The 16,077-nt window shown below is 66.3% G+C and carries 18 protein-coding genes and 2 tRNA genes; 11 read left to right on the forward strand and 9 right to left on the reverse strand.

Annotated features, from left to right (window positions below; all coding sequences use genetic code 11):
- Nucleotides 1-48: 48 nt before the first annotated feature.
- Both maiA and ATE67_RS17210 read left to right on the forward strand, forming a co-directional pair.
- Complete coding sequence (gene maiA, locus ATE67_RS17205) at nucleotides 49-690, forward strand: maleylacetoacetate isomerase (protein ID WP_058817887.1); 642 nt, start codon at nucleotides 49-51, stop codon at nucleotides 688-690.
- 31 nt (nucleotides 691-721) lie between these two features.
- Nucleotides 722-1,192, forward strand: a complete 471-nt coding sequence (locus ATE67_RS17210) for an Lrp/AsnC family transcriptional regulator (RefSeq protein WP_058817888.1) — start codon at nucleotides 722-724, stop codon at nucleotides 1,190-1,192.
- Nucleotides 1,193-1,424: 232 nt separating this feature from the next.
- On the opposite strand, the gene ATE67_RS17215 is transcribed toward ATE67_RS17210, so the two are convergent.
- A tRNA-Tyr gene (locus ATE67_RS17215) sits at nucleotides 1,425-1,510 on the reverse strand.
- A 78-nt stretch (nucleotides 1,511-1,588) separates the two neighbouring features.
- Here ATE67_RS17215 and rlmB point away from each other — a divergent pair.
- Nucleotides 1,589-2,356 carry a 23S rRNA (guanosine(2251)-2'-O)-methyltransferase RlmB gene (rlmB, locus tag ATE67_RS17220; protein ID WP_058817889.1) on the forward strand — a complete coding sequence of 256 codons (768 nt, stop codon included), beginning with the start codon at nucleotides 1,589-1,591 and terminating at the stop codon, nucleotides 2,354-2,356.
- Between the two features lie 3 nt (nucleotides 2,357-2,359).
- On the opposite strand, the gene ATE67_RS17225 is transcribed toward rlmB, so the two are convergent.
- Nucleotides 2,360-2,677 (reverse strand): 2Fe-2S iron-sulfur cluster-binding protein, encoded by a 318-nt coding sequence (locus ATE67_RS17225; RefSeq protein WP_058817890.1) that lies wholly within the window; start codon nucleotides 2,675-2,677, stop codon nucleotides 2,360-2,362.
- Between the two features lie 103 nt (nucleotides 2,678-2,780).
- On the opposite strand from ATE67_RS17225, the gene ATE67_RS17230 reads away from it, so the two are divergent.
- The 3 genes from ATE67_RS17230 to ATE67_RS17240 all read left to right on the forward strand — a co-directional run bounded on the left by ATE67_RS17230 (nucleotide 2,781) and on the right by ATE67_RS17240 (nucleotide 4,469).
- Nucleotides 2,781-3,398, forward strand: a complete 618-nt coding sequence (locus ATE67_RS17230; RefSeq protein WP_058817951.1) for a DNA-3-methyladenine glycosylase family protein — start codon at nucleotides 2,781-2,783, stop codon at nucleotides 3,396-3,398.
- 88 nt (nucleotides 3,399-3,486) lie between these two features.
- Nucleotides 3,487-3,885: a ketosteroid isomerase-related protein gene (locus ATE67_RS17235; RefSeq protein WP_058817891.1), complete on the forward strand. Its 399-nt coding sequence runs from the start codon at nucleotides 3,487-3,489 to the stop codon at nucleotides 3,883-3,885.
- Nucleotides 3,882-4,469 carry a GNAT family N-acetyltransferase gene (locus ATE67_RS17240; protein WP_058817892.1) on the forward strand — a complete coding sequence of 196 codons (588 nt, stop codon included), beginning with the start codon at nucleotides 3,882-3,884 and terminating at the stop codon, nucleotides 4,467-4,469. The genes ATE67_RS17235 and ATE67_RS17240 overlap by 4 nt, the downstream gene beginning before the upstream one ends.
- Before the next feature lie 232 nt (nucleotides 4,470-4,701).
- Here ATE67_RS17240 and tig read toward each other — a convergent pair whose 3' ends face one another.
- Together tig and ATE67_RS17250 are read right to left on the reverse strand one after the other, a co-directional pair.
- The gene (gene tig, locus ATE67_RS17245) at nucleotides 4,702-6,306 is read right to left on the reverse strand and encodes a trigger factor (protein WP_058817893.1); all 1,605 of its coding nucleotides are present in this window, start codon (nucleotides 6,304-6,306) and stop codon (nucleotides 4,702-4,704) included.
- An 87-nt stretch (nucleotides 6,307-6,393) separates the two neighbouring features.
- Nucleotides 6,394-6,478 (reverse strand) — tRNA-Leu (locus ATE67_RS17250).
- 179 nt (nucleotides 6,479-6,657) lie between these two features.
- On the opposite strand from ATE67_RS17250, the gene ATE67_RS17255 reads away from it, so the two are divergent.
- The 4 genes from ATE67_RS17255 to ATE67_RS17270 all read left to right on the forward strand — a co-directional run bounded on the left by ATE67_RS17255 (nucleotide 6,658) and on the right by ATE67_RS17270 (nucleotide 9,426).
- Nucleotides 6,658-6,855: a hypothetical protein gene (locus ATE67_RS17255; protein WP_058817894.1), complete on the forward strand. Its 198-nt coding sequence runs from the start codon at nucleotides 6,658-6,660 to the stop codon at nucleotides 6,853-6,855.
- 159 nt (nucleotides 6,856-7,014) lie between these two features.
- The gene (locus ATE67_RS17260; RefSeq protein ID WP_156417095.1) at nucleotides 7,015-7,749 is read left to right on the forward strand and encodes a hypothetical protein; all 735 of its coding nucleotides are present in this window, start codon (nucleotides 7,015-7,017) and stop codon (nucleotides 7,747-7,749) included.
- Complete coding sequence (locus ATE67_RS17265) at nucleotides 7,746-8,462, forward strand: hypothetical protein (protein WP_058817896.1); 717 nt, start codon at nucleotides 7,746-7,748, stop codon at nucleotides 8,460-8,462. The genes ATE67_RS17260 and ATE67_RS17265 overlap by 4 nt, the downstream gene beginning before the upstream one ends.
- Nucleotides 8,463-8,520: 58 nt before the next feature.
- Complete coding sequence (locus ATE67_RS17270; protein WP_156417096.1) at nucleotides 8,521-9,426, forward strand: hypothetical protein; 906 nt, start codon at nucleotides 8,521-8,523, stop codon at nucleotides 9,424-9,426.
- 36 nt (nucleotides 9,427-9,462) lie between these two features.
- Here ATE67_RS17270 and ATE67_RS17275 read toward each other — a convergent pair whose 3' ends face one another.
- From ATE67_RS17275 to gatC, 5 genes are all read right to left on the reverse strand, one after another.
- Nucleotides 9,463-10,347 carry a hypothetical protein gene (locus ATE67_RS17275; protein WP_058817898.1) on the reverse strand — a complete coding sequence of 295 codons (885 nt, stop codon included), beginning with the start codon at nucleotides 10,345-10,347 and terminating at the stop codon, nucleotides 9,463-9,465.
- 2 nt (nucleotides 10,348-10,349) lie between these two features.
- Nucleotides 10,350-10,961, reverse strand: a complete 612-nt coding sequence (locus tag ATE67_RS17280) for a hypothetical protein (RefSeq protein ID WP_231728212.1) — start codon at nucleotides 10,959-10,961, stop codon at nucleotides 10,350-10,352.
- 72 nt (nucleotides 10,962-11,033) lie between these two features.
- The gene (gene gatB, locus ATE67_RS17285; protein WP_058817900.1) at nucleotides 11,034-12,500 is read right to left on the reverse strand and encodes an Asp-tRNA(Asn)/Glu-tRNA(Gln) amidotransferase subunit GatB; all 1,467 of its coding nucleotides are present in this window, start codon (nucleotides 12,498-12,500) and stop codon (nucleotides 11,034-11,036) included.
- Nucleotides 12,501-12,609: 109 nt separating this feature from the next.
- Nucleotides 12,610-14,091, reverse strand: coding sequence for an Asp-tRNA(Asn)/Glu-tRNA(Gln) amidotransferase subunit GatA (gatA, locus tag ATE67_RS17290; RefSeq protein WP_058817901.1), 1,482 nt, complete (start codon nucleotides 14,089-14,091; stop codon nucleotides 12,610-12,612).
- A 114-nt stretch (nucleotides 14,092-14,205) separates the two neighbouring features.
- Nucleotides 14,206-14,508: an Asp-tRNA(Asn)/Glu-tRNA(Gln) amidotransferase subunit GatC gene (gene gatC, locus ATE67_RS17295; RefSeq protein WP_058817902.1), complete on the reverse strand. Its 303-nt coding sequence runs from the start codon at nucleotides 14,506-14,508 to the stop codon at nucleotides 14,206-14,208.
- 210 nt (nucleotides 14,509-14,718) lie between these two features.
- Between gatC and ATE67_RS17300 the strand changes: the two genes are divergently transcribed.
- Nucleotides 14,719-15,996, forward strand: coding sequence for a DUF3089 domain-containing protein (locus tag ATE67_RS17300; protein ID WP_058817903.1), 1,278 nt, complete (start codon nucleotides 14,719-14,721; stop codon nucleotides 15,994-15,996).
- Nucleotides 15,997-16,077 lie beyond the last annotated feature (81 nt).

Here is a 16,077-nt window from a genome sequence, read left to right on the forward strand (position 1 = left end):
ATGGCGGAACAGCCTAATGGTCTCGCCCAACGAGAGCGGAGAGAGTTTATGAGCGAGACGATCCTGCATGGCTATTGGCGGTCGAGCGCAGCCTACCGCGTGCGTATCGCGCTCAACATCAAGGGCGTGCCCTATCGCCAGATCGCCCATGACCTACGCGCCGGCGAACAGCGCGACCCCGCCTATCTCGCGATTGCGCCCCATGGTCTGGTGCCGGCGCTCGAACAGGATGGCCGGACGCTGATCGAAAGCCCGGCGATCCTCGAATGGATCGACGCCCGCTGGCCCGAGCCTTCCTTACTGCCGCAATCGCCTGAAGACGCCGCGCGCGTCCGCGCGCTCGCGGCGCTGATCGGATGCGACATCCATCCACTCAACAACCTGCGCGTCCTCAACCGGCTGCGCAGCCAGTTCGACGCCAGCAACGCGCAGGTGAAGGACTGGATCGCGCACTGGGTCGGCGAGGGCCTGGCGGCCGCCGAAACGCTGATCGGTGAAAGCGGCGGCGCCTTCGCGTTCGGCGACACCCCGACGCTCGCCGACTGCTATCTCGTGCCGCAGGTCTATAATGCCGAGCGCTACAACGTCGATCTCGCCGCCTTCCCGCGGGTGCTCGCCGCCGCCGCGGCCGCGCGCGCGCTGCCCGCCTTCGCCGCCGCGCATCCCGAGGTCCAGCCGGACTTCAAGTGACGCCGACCGCCGCATTCATCGGAGACAGGATATGGACCGTCTGGACTGGAAAATCGTCGACGCACTCGAACAGGACGGCCGCCAATCCTTCGCCGAACTCGGCGAGACCGTCGGGCTCTCCAAATCGCCCTGCTGGACGCGGGTGCGCAGCCTGGAGGAGAAGGGCGTCATCCGCGGCTATGCCGCGCAGCTCGACCCGGCGGCGCTGGGCCTCGCGGTGCAGAGCTTCGTCGAGGTACGCATCGGCCTCGACGCGCATACCGACTTCGAGGCGGCGGTGATGGCGCACCCCGCCGTCGTCGAATGCCACACCACCGCGGGCGACAGCGATTATATGCTCAAGATTTTCGCGCGGTCGGTCGACCATCTCGACGAGTTGCTGCGATACGACCTCTCGAAACTTCCAGGCGTCCACCGGCTGGCGACCGTGGTGTGCCTGAAAACCATCAAGCAACAGGGCCGCCTCGCCGAATGGGCACGGACGACCGAGCAGCGCCCCTGATCCGCTGCTCGACCGGCTCCTGCCGTTCCGCCGCATCGACCGGCGTTGCGGTTCCTTCCAGCCATGCCCGCTGCTGTTCGGGAGCGAGGAATTGGCGGAGTCCCTTGGGATTCGGGCTGGATCGACGGACCATGCGCCGACCTTGCGAAACCCGCGCCTGATCATCAAGAGCTTGTATACGGGACCGAAAACCGCGCCACAGCGCGCCCGGTCATCGATGCTGTCGGAAGGGTGGTGGACAGGGCTGGATTCGAACCAGCGTACGGAAAACCGGGCAGATTTACAGTCTGCTGCCTTTAACCACTCGGCCACCTGTCCATGGGGTCCGCGTCGGGAAGAGGCCCAATGGCGAAACGAGGCTTGCCTGTCAATGGCAGTCATGGGAAAGGCGCGGCCATGAGACAATTTTCCCGTCACCGCCGCCCACAGGGACCGGGCCCGCGCGGCCAGGCCGTCCGTTTCTGGGGCCGCCACGCCGTCCTCGCCGCGCTCGCCAACCCCGAGCGCACCGTCAAGCGCATCTGGGGCACCCGCGAAGCGCTCGGCCAGCTCGACCTGCCGCCGGTCATTCCGATCACCTATGCCGACGTCGCCGATCTTGCTCGGCTCGTGGCGCGCGACGCGCCGCATCAGGGGCTGGTGATCGAGGTCGACCCGCTCGAGGAAATCTATCTCGGCGACCTGCTGCAACAGGAAGTCGATGCCGACAGCCGGCGCCCCCTGCTGATCCTCGACCAGGTCACCGACCCGCACAATATCGGCGCGGTGCTGCGCTCGGCGGCGGCGTTCGACGCCGCGGCGATCGTCACGCAGGATCGCCACAGCCCGCCCGAAAGCGGCGTCATTGCCCGCTCGGCGTCGGGCGCGCTCGAAAGCGTGCCGTGGGTGCGCGTGGTCAACCTCTCGCGCGCGCTGGAGGAGATTGCCGAGGCGCAATATTGGCGCATCGGGCTGATGGGCGACACCGACACGACGCTCGGGCAAACGCTCGACGGCAGCAAGGTCGCGCTGGTGCTCGGCTCCGAGGGCGACGGCATGCGCCACAATGTCATGGAGCATTGCGACGTGCTCGCGAAACTCCCCATCTCGCCGCGCATGGAGAGCCTCAACATCTCGAACGCCGCGGCGATCGCGCTCTACGCGGTCGCGACGGCGGGCCGGTAAGGCTCAGTCCTCGGCGGCGATCCGCACGCGCAGGCCGTCGAGCGCGTCGCTGAACGGGATCTGGCACGACAGGCGCGACGTATCGTCGCGGTCGGTGGTCGAATCGAGCAGGTCGTTCTCGTCCTCGCTCATCGCGGGAAGCTGATCGGCCGCGCCCGCCTCGACATGGACGTGGCAGGTCGCGCAGGAACAGCAGCCGCCGCACAGCGCCAGCAGTTCGTCGAAGCCCGCGTCGCGGATATTTTCCATCACGGTCAGGCTGGTGTCGCCCTCGATCTCATGTTCGGTCCCGTCGCGCGTCACCACAATCAGCTTGGCCATGCTCGTCCCTCTTAGCGTCTTTGTTGCAGGCGCTATGTCGTGCGTTGCGCGGCAAATCAAGCATTGCTAGTGATAGCCGCCGGAACAAAAGGAGAATATGGCGATGGGTCTCAGCCAGCAGCAATTGAACGCGGGAATCGACGCGCTGGCGGAGCGCGACGCGAATTTCGCGCGCGCGCTCGGCAATGCGGGCTATCCCGAACCGCGCCTCCGCGAACCCGGCTATACCACGCTGCTCCGCACGATCGTCGGCCAGCAGGTCAGCGTCGCCGCGGCCACCTCGATCTGGAACAAGCTGGAGGCGGGATTCGGCGAGGGATGCCCCGCCGAAGTCATCGCGGCCGCCGAATTCGACGCCCTGCGCGCCTGCGGCCTGTCGGCGCAGAAACAGGGCTATGCGAAAAGCCTCGCACAGCTGGTGATCGACGGCGAACTCAAATTCGACGCCCTCCCCGCCGATGACGAAGAGGCGATCGCCCTGCTGACCAAGGTCAAGGGCATCGGCCGCTGGTCGGCCGAAATCTATCTGCTTTTCGCCGAGGGCCGCCCGGACATCTGGCCCGCGGGCGACCTCGCGGTGCAGGAAGCCGTCGGCCGCATCCTCCAGCTCGATGCGCGCCCCAGCGAAAAGGCCGTGCGCGAGCTTGCCGAACCCTGGCGCCCGCACCGCGGCGCGGCGGCGATCTTCAGCTGGCACTGCTACAATATGGCCGTGATCTGAGATTGGCCGCGCTGCCCGATCCCCTCTTCGCCATCCCGCGAAAGCGGGAAGGACGATATAGGAAAGCAACACAGGATTCGGAGCACCCATGACCACGCGCGACATCGTCACCGCCTATTACGCCGCTTTCAACGCGGGCGACACCGACGCGATGCTCGCGCTCGTCGCCGACGATGTGCGTCATGACGTCAACCAGGGCGAACCGCGGCACGGCAAGGCGCTGTTCGCCGACTTCAACGCGCATATGACGCGCTGCTACCGCGAGCAGCTGACCGACATGATGATCTTCGCCGAGGGCGACCGCGCCGCGGCCGAATTCGTCGTCAACGGCACCTATCTCGCCACCGACGAGGGTCTTCCGCCCGCGAACGGCCAGACCTATCGCCTCCCCGGCGGCGCCTTTCTGTCGGTCAATGCCGATGGCTTGATCGACCGCGTCACCACCTATTACAATCTGCAGGACTGGCTGAAGCAGGTCGGCGCATGACGGTCAGCGTCGTCCCGGTCACGGGCGCGGGGCTGGCCGAGATCATCCCTGCCCTCGCCCGGCTGCGCATCGCGGTGTTCCGCGACTTCCCCTATCTCTACGATGGCGACGCGGCCTATGAGGCCGGCTATCTCGCCGACTTTGCCGCCGCCGACGGCGCGGTGGTCGTCGTTGCCCGCGACGGCGCCGAAATCGTCGGCGCCGCCACCGCCGCGCCGCTGGCAACGCAGGACGCCGCATGGCAAGACCCGCTCGCCGCCGCCGGCTTCGACGCCGACGGCATCTTCTACTTCGGCGAGTCGGTCCTGCTCGGCCGCTATCGCGGCCAAGGCATCGGCCACGCCTTCTTCGATCATCGCGAGGCGCAGGCCCGCGCATGTGGTGCGGCGCACGCTGCCTTCTGCAGCGTGATCCGCGCCGCGGACCACCCCGCCCGCCCCGCCGACTATCGCCCGCTCGACGCCTTCTGGCGGGGCCGCGGCTATGCGCCGCTGGTCGGGGTCACGGCGTGGTTCGAGTGGAAGGCTGTGGGCGGCCGTGTGGAAGAGGCGCACGAGCTGCAATATTGGATGCGGGCGCTCTAAAGAGGCTCGCACAAAGTCACTAAGCCACAAAGTGGCTCTCTCCCGTTCGCCCTGAGCTTGTCGAAGGGCCGTCTTTCTTTCGACGTCGAAAACAAGAACAGTGCTTCGACGAGCTCAGCACAAACGGTTTGGCGAAAGCCCTTCTTTGTGGCTTCGTGGCTTTGTGCGAGCAAAAAAGGCCGGGCGGAGCATCCTCCACCCGGCCTTTTTGCCCATTCACTCGGCGCGAAGCTTATTTCTTCGCAGAGGCCTTCTTGGCCGGAGCCTTCTTCGCGGGCTCGGCCTTGTCCTTGGCTTCCGCCTTTGGAGCAGCAGCCTTCTTCGCCGCCGGCTTTTCCTCCGCCGCAGCGGCCTTCTTCGCCGGCGCCTTCTTGGCAGGCGCGTCCTCGGCCTTGGCCTCTTCCTTCACCGCCTCCTTGGCGGCCGGCTTTTTCGCGGCGGCCTTCTTGGCGGGCTTGTGGTCGTGGTCGTGATGGTCATGGCCACAGCCCGGGCCGTGGACATGATCGTCGTCGGCCTCGATCGCGGCTTCCAGCTCTTCGCGGGTGGTCTCGCGGTCGCTGATCTCGGCCTTTTCGAACAGGAAGTCGACGACCTTGTCCTCATACAGCGGGGCGCGGATCTGCGCCGCGGCGAGCGCGTCCTGCTGGACATATTCGACGAAGCGCTGGCGGTCTTCGGGGCGATACTGCTGCGCCGCCTGCTGGATCAGGCGCGACATTTCCTGGTTCGACACCTGGACGCCATGCGCCTGGCCGATTTCCGAGAGGAGCAGGCCCAGGCGGACGCGGCGCACCGCGATCGCGCGATATTCGTCGCGATCCTTTTCCAGCTCGGCCTTGGCGGCTTCCGGATCGGCTTCGTGGGTGGCCTCATGCTCGAGCTGCTGCCAGATCTGGTTGAATTCGGCCTCGACCATCGTCGGCGGCACGTCGAAATCATGCGCCGCGGCGAGCTGGTCGAGCAGCTTGCGCTTCATATAGGTGCGGGTCAGGCCGTTCAGCTCCTGCTCGACCTGGTCCTTCATCAGCTCTTTCAGCTTGTCGAGGCTTTCGAGGCCCAGCGACTTCGCGAAATCGTCGTCGATCTTCGACGCCGCCGGGACCTTCACTTCCTTCACCGTGACGGCGAATTCGGCGGGCTTGCCCTTCAAAGTCTCAACCGGATATTCGTCCGGGAACGTGACCTTCAGCACCTTCTCGTCGCCGACCTTGGTGCCGACCAGCTGGTCTTCGAAGCCCGGGATCAACTGGCCCGACCCGATTTCGACCGCCATGTCCTCGCCCGTGCCGCCGTCGAAGGCGACGCCGTCGACGCTGCCGGCGAAGTCGATGATCACCTGGTCGCCGGTCGCAGCCTTCTTGGTCTTGGGCGCTTCCTCGAAGCGCTTCATCTGCGCCGCAAATTCTTCGATCTTCGCCATCACCGCCTTGTCGTCGGCGGGAACGGTCAGCCGCTCGAGCTTCAGCCCGTCGATCGACGGGGCTTCGATTTCGGGCAGCACTTCCAGGCTGACGGTCAGCTCGGCGTCCTTGCCGCGCTCATAACCTTCGTCCAGCGCGACACCGGGCTGCAATGCGGGGCGCAGCTTTTCCTTCGCCATCAGGTCGCGGACGCCCTGATCGATCGCCTTGTTCAGCGCGTCGGCGTTCAGCGCGTCGCCATGCATCTTGCGGATCAGGTTCGGCGGCACCTTGCCGGGGCGGAAGCCGGGCATGCGCACGGTCGGCGCGATCGCCTTCACTTCGTCGTCGACGCGCGCGTCGATGTCTTTCGCGGTGATGGTGACGCGATATTCGCGCTTCAGGCCTTCGTTCAGCGTTTCGACGGTCTTCATTGCCTTGGTCTTATCCTTGCTCAAAATCTCGTATCGAACCCCGCCATGATGACGAAGTTCCCCATTCCCGGCATCTGCTCGCAAAGGTGGTGCGGGCGAAGGGACTCGAACCCCCACATCTTGCGATACTGGTACCTAAAACCAGCGCGTCTACCAATTCCGCCACGCCCGCTGAGAGCTTTCGGCCGGGATGCACGGCGCCGCGCGCTGCCGCGCACGCCCGTGCGGGCCGCGCGGGGCTATAGCAGACGCATCGCCGAGGGCAAGGGCGCAAAGCCCCCTTTGCCTAAGCCCTTTCCGCCACCGGAACATGCGTAGCGCCCGTTCGTTGATTCGGCGAGGAGAATGACCATGACGAACGGCCCGGACCCGCTTCCCAAGCCCAAGCCCGACACGATCGAACCACAATCGCCCCCCGAACATCCGGCCCGCCCCGCGCCGCTCGAAGACCCCGCGGGCCAGCCGCAGGAAATTCCAGGCGCCCCCGGCGGCGGCGACTTCGACGCCCCCGGCCGCGGCCCCGCCGAGGTTCCGCCGCAGGAGATTTGAGGGGCGGCCAGTTCTCCCGCGTCCTCCATCGAGAAACGCCAAATCGGACCTAGTTTTCGCTCGCTTTTCGGCGGCCGCGCAAAAAGCGCTTGCAAAGATATAAGCACGAATTAGCAACCGGGTATCCGGTCCTTCGGGCCGGCGACGGGGGTCGCATAAATGCGTTTGGGGGGAGTGGCTGCCGGCATTTCGGCGGCCGTTTGCTGGAGTTTTGCGGGCGCCGCGAGCGCAGCCGAGCCTGTCGTCGCTGACGCGCCCGCCGTTCCCGCTGTCGAAGCGGACTCCATTCCAGCTGCCGCGATCCGTCCTGACGTTCCGACCATCGTCGCAACGCTCCCCGCGGGCACCGTGCTCTTCGTCATGCTCGACGCCGATCTGTCGACGATGACCGCAAAGCTCGGCGACCGCTTCCCGGTGGTGGTGGTCCATGATGTCATCGATCGGGATACGGTCGTCATCCCGAAGGGCGCACCCGGCTATGGCGAGGTCACTTTCACCACCAACAAGGGCGCGTTCGGCAAACCCGGCATCATCGGCATCACGCTCCGCCAGATGCAGATCGGCGACCGTCAGGTCGCGCTGAGCGGTCGGTACCGCGAGGAAGGTGCGAACAAGGATGGTGCCACCGCCGCGACGATGTTCGCGGTTGGCGTCTTCTCTGCCCTCATCAAGGGCAAGCCCGGCGTCATCCCGCGCGGCCGCGAGCTGAAAGCGCGCACCGGCGAGCCGATCGCCTTTACCGTCGGCGTCTCCGCCACCCCGCCCGCGCCGATCGCCGACACCGCCCTGCTGGTCGAGCCAGCGCCCGCCGCCGCACAGGTCCCGCCCACGGCCGCACCCGAACCACCCGCAGACATACCGACAACCGAAGCACCAACAGGAGGACAGCAATGAAGTTCACACCCGCCAAGGCCGGCCTGGCAATTTTCGCCGCGTCGTGCATCGCCGCCGCACCGGCGATCGCACAGGACAGCAGCGCGCCCGCCGAAGCCGCGCCCGTCGCCGAGGCGGCGAGCGTTGCTCCCGAGGCCGCTGCGCCCGCCGCCCCGCCGCCTGCGTGCGAGCTGCACATCTTCCCGACGCTGGAGGGTCAGGCGATGACCACCGGCTGGCTATCGGGCTTCGGCATCGTCGGCGCGGTCGCCGACGCCGCGTCGAACAAGAACCGCAACATCAGCGACGCCGATTACCTCAAGGACGCGCTCGGCCCGCAGATGCAGATCGACGCGCTCAATTCGATCAACGTCGTCGAGGCGCTCAAGCTGCCGCCGTCGCAGGTCATCTTCGAAACGCCGATCGCCGACCGCAAGATCACGACCAAGGCCGCAACGCGCCTCAGCACGTCGAAGGCGCCCTGCTATGTCGAGCTGGTGATCACCCAGAATTTCTACACCAAGAAGGCGATCTACGGCCGTTCGCTCAACAACCGTTTCATCGTCAAGGACTTCCGCACCGGCAAGGACAAGGCGGCGCTGGTCAAGGGCCGCGGCGGCAACGGCCTGTCGCACTTCCCGCCGAAGACCACCGACGAGACCGAGGCGGCCGAGACCGAGCTGCGCGAAGTGTTCGTCAAGAACTTCATCGAATTCGCCAAGGGCGTGAAATAAGCCCCACGCCGCGGGGCGGCTCGCCCGCCCCGCCGCTGCCTCTTCGATGGAGTCCTTCGTGCGCGCCCTGACCACCTTTCTCCTCGCCGCATCGCTGATTCCGGCCGCGGCGCTCGCCAAGCCGAAGGAACCCGACGCCCCCGCCACCATCGCCGCGCGCGAGCGGCAGGCGCCCGGCGGACGCGAGGCGATGGTCGGCCTCGCCCAGACCGAGATCGAGGTCAGCATCGACGTCGGCCGCGTCGCGGCCTCGACCGGCGGCGACCTGATCGGCGCGCTGATCATCTCGGGCATGGACGACAAGCGCGCGCGGCTGCAGGATTCGGCGACCGGGCGCGCCGAGGCGGCGGTCGCGCCGCTGCGCGATGCGCTGCAGGGCTACAATGTCGACGCCCTCGCGCTTGCGGCGACCAAGGCCGCCCTCGAAAAGCCCGACTGGTTCGGCCTGCAGACGATCGCGCCGACCAAGGATGTGTCGCCCGGCGCGCGGCGCAGCTTCGCCGCCAATGCCGCGACGCCGCAGGCTGCGTTCGTCAGCTATCATTATGCGCTGTCGCCCGACTTCACCCAGATCCGCGTTACCGCCGACATCCGGATCGAGCACAAGGCCGCACCGAAGGGCGGCGTGTCGCCGCTCTTTTATCGCCAGACGGTGACCAGCGTCGTCCAACTGGCCAGGCGCAGCTACGATCACCGCGAGAATGTTGCGCTGTGGAGCGCCGACGGCGGCAAGCTCGCCAAGGCGGCACTGACCGCCGGCTTTGCCGAGATCGAACGGTTGATCCCTTACGCGCTCGACCTCGGCCCCGCCGACATCAAGGCCTTTACCGCCAAGGACCGCGAAAAGGGCTTCGGCGCCGGCCTCTATGGCCCGCTCGTCGCGCGCGACGCCGACAATCCGGAGAATCTGACGATCTGGACCAAGGACGGCCTCGTCCACATCCGCACGCTGCCGGTCGGCTAGGATCCAGCACCCGACGTCAGGCCCCGCTCTTGTCGTTCAATTTCCCGCAATGATCCGATCGCGCTGATAGCCGATCACGCCCGGGATCGCGGTGATCCGGTCGACGCCGACGCCGAAATAATTGGGAAACGGCCCTGCGGCGCGCATCTGCGCGGGCACGATCTTGTACGACGCCAGCCGCGGGTCGATACTCGCGCCGGCGCGCGGCAGCTCCCAACTGACCGCATTCATTTCGGGCGGCAGGTCGAGGTCGGTTTTGGGAACCGGCCGCCCCTCGGCCTTCGCCTTCGCGCGCTCGTCCATCCAGTTCAGCCGCATCATCCCGGCATGGACGATCGTCTTTTCGGGCACCTCGAACTCAATCGACCCCATGCACATGCAGGTGCCGCCCGCGCCGTTGGCGTTGAAGATGATCGGGCCATAAAAGACATATCGTCCAGGCTTCACCTTGTGGACAAAGGTCGAGCGGCCATCCTTCTTTGCAAAGCGCTCGAACGGACCGACCTGCACCATATTCTCGCGGTCGATCGGTGCGAAGGCCAGATTGGCGTCGGTCGGCTCGACGGGCTCGACCGGCCGCTTCTTGGGCCGCTGCCCATCCCTGGCCCTGTCCCAGGCCGCAACATTACCGGCCCAGTCCTTGTGCCGCCGCTCCCATTTCTCGCGCGCCTTGACCAGAGCCTCGCCGCGGCGGCGCACATAGTCGGCGCGGTCCGCGTCCGTCGGGCGCCGCAGCAAGGTCAGCCCAAAGGAAAACATCGAGCTATCGGAATTGGTCTGCAGGATGACATAGCTCGCGTTCGGATCGAGCGCGATCACCTGCTTGTCGCCGACGGGCGCATAGTCGTCGCCGTCGGCGCCGGCCGCCGCGGCGGGAAGCACAGCGGCGAACAGCGCGAGCGCAGACAGCCAGGGCCGCATGATCATCGCCCCAGCGCCGCGGTTGCCGGGCGCGGTCCCGATGCGACACGCGCCTGCTGTTTCAGAAACGCCTGCCGCGCCTCCTCGGGCAGGCCGCCGAAACCCTCTTCGAAATTGAACGTCTGCCACATATCCTTGGGCAGGCCGAAGCGGTCATAGCCCTTGTGGAACATACAGCGGCGCATGTTCACGCGGCGCATCGCGCGCAGCTGCGCCGAGCCGACGATCGCGGCGATCATCACGTTCGCAAGCGCGCCGCCGATCAGTCCGGGCGCCGTGCTGTTATAGGGATAGGGCACATCGCTGTTGCCGAAAGGGCTCGCCAGCCCGCGCGACAGGCCGTCGCACTCGCGAAGGTCAGCCAGCGCCTCTGCAAAACTCGTGTCGGCGCGGTTGAAATAATAATATTTGTCGAAGTCCTTCTCCCATTTGGGGTCGGGCGTGAAGGCCAGCACGGGCATCGGGATCGTGGCGGGGTCGATCGCCTCGTCGGTGGGGGGCAGCACCACCGTGGCGGTCACGTCTTCGCCATCGCTGACCGCATCGTTCGCCTCCTGCGCCGCGCTCGGCGCCGCTGCCAGCGCCAGCGCCCCGACCAGCGCCGCGCGCGTCAAGGCTCCCGCTCTCCGATGCCGCATCCCCGCTCTCCCCCGACTCATACGCAGGAGATTAAGCGGCGCAACGCGTTAGGCCAGCGCCTTTTTCAGCAGCTCGTTCACCACCTGCGGGTTCGCCTTGCCCTGCATCGCCTTCATCGTCTGGCCGACGAAGAAGCCGAACAGCGCTTCCTTGCCGCCCTTATACTGCTCGACCTTGTCGGCGTTGGCGGCCAGGATCTTGGCGATTTCGGCCTCGATCGCGCCGGTATCGCTGGTCTGCTTGAGGCCATCGCGCTCGACGATCACGCCCGCCGCGTCGCCGCTCTCCAGCATCTTCTCGAACACCTGCTTGGCGATCGTGCCGGAAATCGTGCCGTCGGCGACCAGCCCAAGCAATTCGGCCGCCTGCGCCGGACTGACCGGCGATTCGGTAATGTCCTTGCCGAGGCGGTTGAGCGCGCCGAACAGCTCGCTCGTCACCCAGTTCGCAGCCGCCACCGGCTTCGCGCCCGCTTCGAGCAACGCATCGAACCAGCGCGCCGCCTCGACCTCGGCGGTCAGCACATCGGCGTTATAGGCGCTGATGCCCGCCGCCAGATAGCGCGCACGCTTGGCGTCGGGCAGTTCGGGCAGGCTCGCGCGGCACTCGGCCAGAAACGCCTCGTCGAGTTCGAGCGGCAACAGGTCGGGATCGGGGAAGTAGCGATAATCATGCGCGTCTTCCTTCGAGCGCATCGAGCGCGTCTCGTTGCGGTCTGGATCGTAGAGCCGCGTTTCCTGCACCACCGTGCCGCCACTTTCGATCAGCGCAACCTGGCGCTTCGCCTCGCCCTCGATCACCGCCATCACGAAGCGCACCGAATTGACATTCTTCGTCTCGGTGCGCGTCCCGAATTCGTCGCCGGGTCGCCGCACGCTGACGTTGACGTCGGCGCGCATCGAGCCTTCTTCCATATTGCCATCGCACGATCCGACATAGCGCAGGATCGAGCGCAGCTTGCGGACATAGGCGCCGGCCTCGGCGGGCGAGCGCATGTCGGGGCGCGAGACGATCTCCATCAGCGCGACCCCCGAGCGGTTGAGGTCGACGTAGGACATCGTCGGATGCTGGTCGTGCATCAGCTTGCCAGCGTCCTGCTCGACATGGATGCGCTCGATCCCGATCACCTTGTCGGCCGGGATGCCGGCTTTCTCGTCAGCTGCGATCGTCAGCGAACCTTCGCCGACAAGCGGATGATAAAGCTGCGAAATCTGATAGCCCTGCGGCAGGTCGGCGTAGAAATAATTCTTGCGGTCGAACCGCGACCATGTGTTGATCTGCGCCTCGATCGCCATGCCGGTGCGCACCGCCTGGCGGATGCACTCGCGGTTCGGCACCGGCAGCATCCCCGGCATCGCGGCGTCGACAAGCGACACCTGCGTGTTCGGCTCGGCCCCGAACGCCGTCGCGGCGCCCGAGAACAGCTTGGCGTTGGAGGTGACCTGCGCATGGACCTCGAGGCCGATCACGACCTCCCACTCGCCGGTTTCGCCTTTGATGCGATAATCAGACATATCAAATCCTTAGTGTGTCCCCGCGAAGGCGGGGACCCATCTCTCACCGCCTCCAACCAGAACCATCCGGAGATGGACCCCAGCCTTCGCGGGGGAACACCTCATTAATTCACCACCACTTCTCCGCCCGCGCCGTAAACCCGGCGCGTTCCTCGATCGCCAGACCCGCGTTCAGCACACCCTGCTCGTCGAAGGCCTTGCCGATGATCTGCAACCCCAGCGGCAGCCCGTCGCGGTTCAGCGCCGCGGGAACCGACATCGCTGGCAGCCCCGCGAGGCTCGCGGGGACCGCGAACACGTCGTTGAGGTACATCGCCAGCGGATCGGCCATCTTCTCGCCGAGCCCAAACGCCGCCGACGGCGCGGTCGGCGCTAGGATTACGTCGCACGACGCAAAAGCCTGTTCGAAATCGCGCGCGATCAGCGTCCGCACCTTCTGCGCCTGCGTATAATAGGCGTCGTAGAAGCCCGCCGACAGCACATAGGTGCCGATCATGATGCGGCGCTTGACCTCCGCCCCGAAACCGTCGGCGCGCGTCGCGGCGTACATGTCCTGCAACCCCGCGCCCTGCGGCAGGTCGCGGAGGCCGTAACGCACCCCGTCATAGCGCGCGAGGTTCGACGACGCCTCGGCGGGCGCGATGATATAGTAGGTCGGCAGCGCATATTTGGTGTGCGGCAGGCTGATCTCGACGACCTCGGCCCCCGCATCCTTCAGCATCGCAATGCCGGCATCCCACATCGCGTCGATCTCGGGATCGATGCCCTCCAAGCGATATTCTTTGGGAATACCGACCGTCTTGCCCTTGAGATCGCTCGACAAAGCCGCTTCCCAATTCGGCACGGGCAGGTCGAGGCTGGTCGCGTCCTTCGGATCGAAACCCGCCATATTCTCGAGCATGATCGCGCAGTCCTTGACGTCGCGCGCCATCGGCCCCGCCTGGTCGAGCGAGCTCGCGAACGCCACGATGCCCCAGCGCGAGCAGCGGCCATAGGTCGGCTTGATCCCCGAAATGCCGGTGAAGGCCGCGGGCTGGCGGATCGAGCCGCCGGTGTCGGTCCCCGTCGCCGCGGGGCACAGCCGCGCCGCGATTGCGGTCGATGACCCGCCCGACGAACCGCCCGGCGCGAGCGCGGCATTGCCGCCATCCTTGCGCCGCCACGGGCTGATCACATTGCCGAAGTAGGAGGTCTCGTTCGACGAACCCATCGCGAACTGGTCGAGGTTCAGCTTGCCGAGCATCCCCGCGCCCGCGTCCCACAGCTTCTGCGAAACCGTGGACTCGTACCGCGGCACGAAACCCTCGAGCATATGGCTCGCCGCGGTCGTCTGGACGCCGTTCGTCGCGAACAGATCCTTCATCCCGATCGGCACGCCCGACAGCGGCTTCAGCGTTCCCGCCGCGCGGTCGGCATCGGCCTGTCTGGCCGCCGCCAGCGCATGCTCGGGCGTCTCGACGATGAACGCATTGAGCGCCTTCGCGCCCGCGACATTGGTATTGAACGCCTCCGCCACTTCGACAGCGGAAAAATCGCCCGCGCGGTGCCCGTCGCGGATCTGCGCTACCGTTAGATTCGTAAGATCAGTCATGTCCAAAATCCGTTCGCCCTGAGCTTGTCGAAGGGCTGTTCTTGTCTTTGAGCGTTGAAGAAGGACGGTCCTTCGACAAGCTCAGGACAAACGGGGAGAGTGTGGCGCGGGCCATCATTCGATCACCTTCGGCACCCCAAAGAAGCCGTGCATCGCCGCCGGCGCATTCGCCAGAATATCGTCGCGGCGGTTGCCGCCGGTCAGCGGGTCAGCGTCGACGACATCGTCGCGCAGCCGCAGCTTGTTCGGGATCACCGCGGTCATCGGCTCGACCCCGGTCACATCGACTTCGCCGAGTTGCTCGACCCAGCCCAAGATGCCGTTGAGTTCGCCTTCCATCGCGGCGGCTTCGGCATCGCTGATCGCGATACGCGCCAGCGACGCTATTTTCCTGACTGTTGCCTGATCGATTGCCATTGGTGTCGCCTTATCGGGAGAAGCTGGGCCGCTAGCATCACCGCCGGATCGCTTCAACCATCATCCTCCCAGTGGCTAAGCGCAGTGCCAATGTGACCGCGCCTGGACGACATGGTGGAAGAGAGGCGAGGATCCCATCACGCGCCATTTGAAGCGTCCGGCATGACCGGCTAGAGAGCCTGAAAATCCTCTCCCCCCACTGGAGCCCCAATGGCCCGCAAATTTCTTTACCTGATTGCCGCGATCATCATCCTCATCCTCGGCTTCGGCATCGCCTATCAGCTCAATCCCGGCTGGTTCGGCCGCGTCGCCTTCGTGCCGTCGAGCGAGTTCGTCGAGCAGAAGGCGGCCGCACCCAACGCCTATGACGATCCGAAAATGTGGTTCGCGCGGCCGGGCCTCGAAAACGACCCGTCCGCCTGGCGCCCGCCCGCGGATGGCGCGGAAGCGGCCAAGGCAAGCGACAAGCTGATCCCGCCCGCCAAAGCCGCAACCCCCGCCGAAGCCGCCGAAGAGGCTGCGCCCAGGGGCGACGCCGCGATCTTCTTCGTCCACCCGACCAGCTACTACAGCAAGGCGAGCTGGAACGCCCCGCTGGACGACGCCGACGCCAATTACCGCGCCACGCTGTTCATGCAGGGCATGGCGAGCGCGTTCGGCGACGCGGGCGAGGTCTGGGCGCCCCGCTATCGCCAGGCCACCTTGGGGGCCTTCCTCGCCACCGACCGCGTCACCGCGGGCAAGGCGATCGACGCCGCCTACCGCGACGTCGAGCAAGCCTTCGACGCTTTCCTCGCATCGATCCCGAAGAACCAGCCGATCATCCTCGCGGGCCACAGCCAGGGTGCGCTGCACCTCACCACCCTGCTCAAGAACCGCATCGCCGGCACGCCGCTCGCCAAGCGGATCGTCGCCGCTTACGTCATCGGCTGGCCGATCAGCGTCGACACCGACCTCGCCGGCCTTGGCCTCCCCGCGTGCGAAACGCCCGAGCAGAAAGGCTGCATCCTCAGCTGGGCGACCTTCGCCGAACCCGCCGATCCGGTCATGGTGCTCGACGCCTATGACGGCACGATCGGCTTCGACGGCCGCCCGCGCGCCGGCACGCGGATGCTCTGCACCAATCCGCTCACCGGCATTCCCGACACCGCCGCCGATGCGAAAGCGAATATCGGCACGCTGAAACCCAGCGAAGGCTTCAAGGCGGGCAATCTGGTCGCGGGCAGGATCGGCGCCAAATGCGACGACACGCGCGGCCTGCTGATGATCGGCGATGCCGAGATCGCGAAGGATTATGCGCCGAGCTACGTCCTGCCCGGCAATAATTATCATGTGTTCGACATCACCCTGTTCTGGGCGAATGTCCGCGCCGACGTGCTGCGCCGCCTCGCGACCTACGAAGGCAAGCCCTCGCCGGTCGCGCCCGCGGCGGCGCCGCTGCCGGCGCCAGCGACCGCGACGTCCGCATCGGAGAAAGCAAAATCCTAAGTCCGTTCGCGTCGAGCGAAGTCGAAACACCCCCAGGGCATGCAAATCCGATGGGCATCTCGACTTCGCTCGATGCGAACG

Source organism: Sphingopyxis sp. H050, assembly GCF_001468265.1.
GTDB lineage: Bacteria > Pseudomonadota > Alphaproteobacteria > Sphingomonadales > Sphingomonadaceae > Sphingopyxis.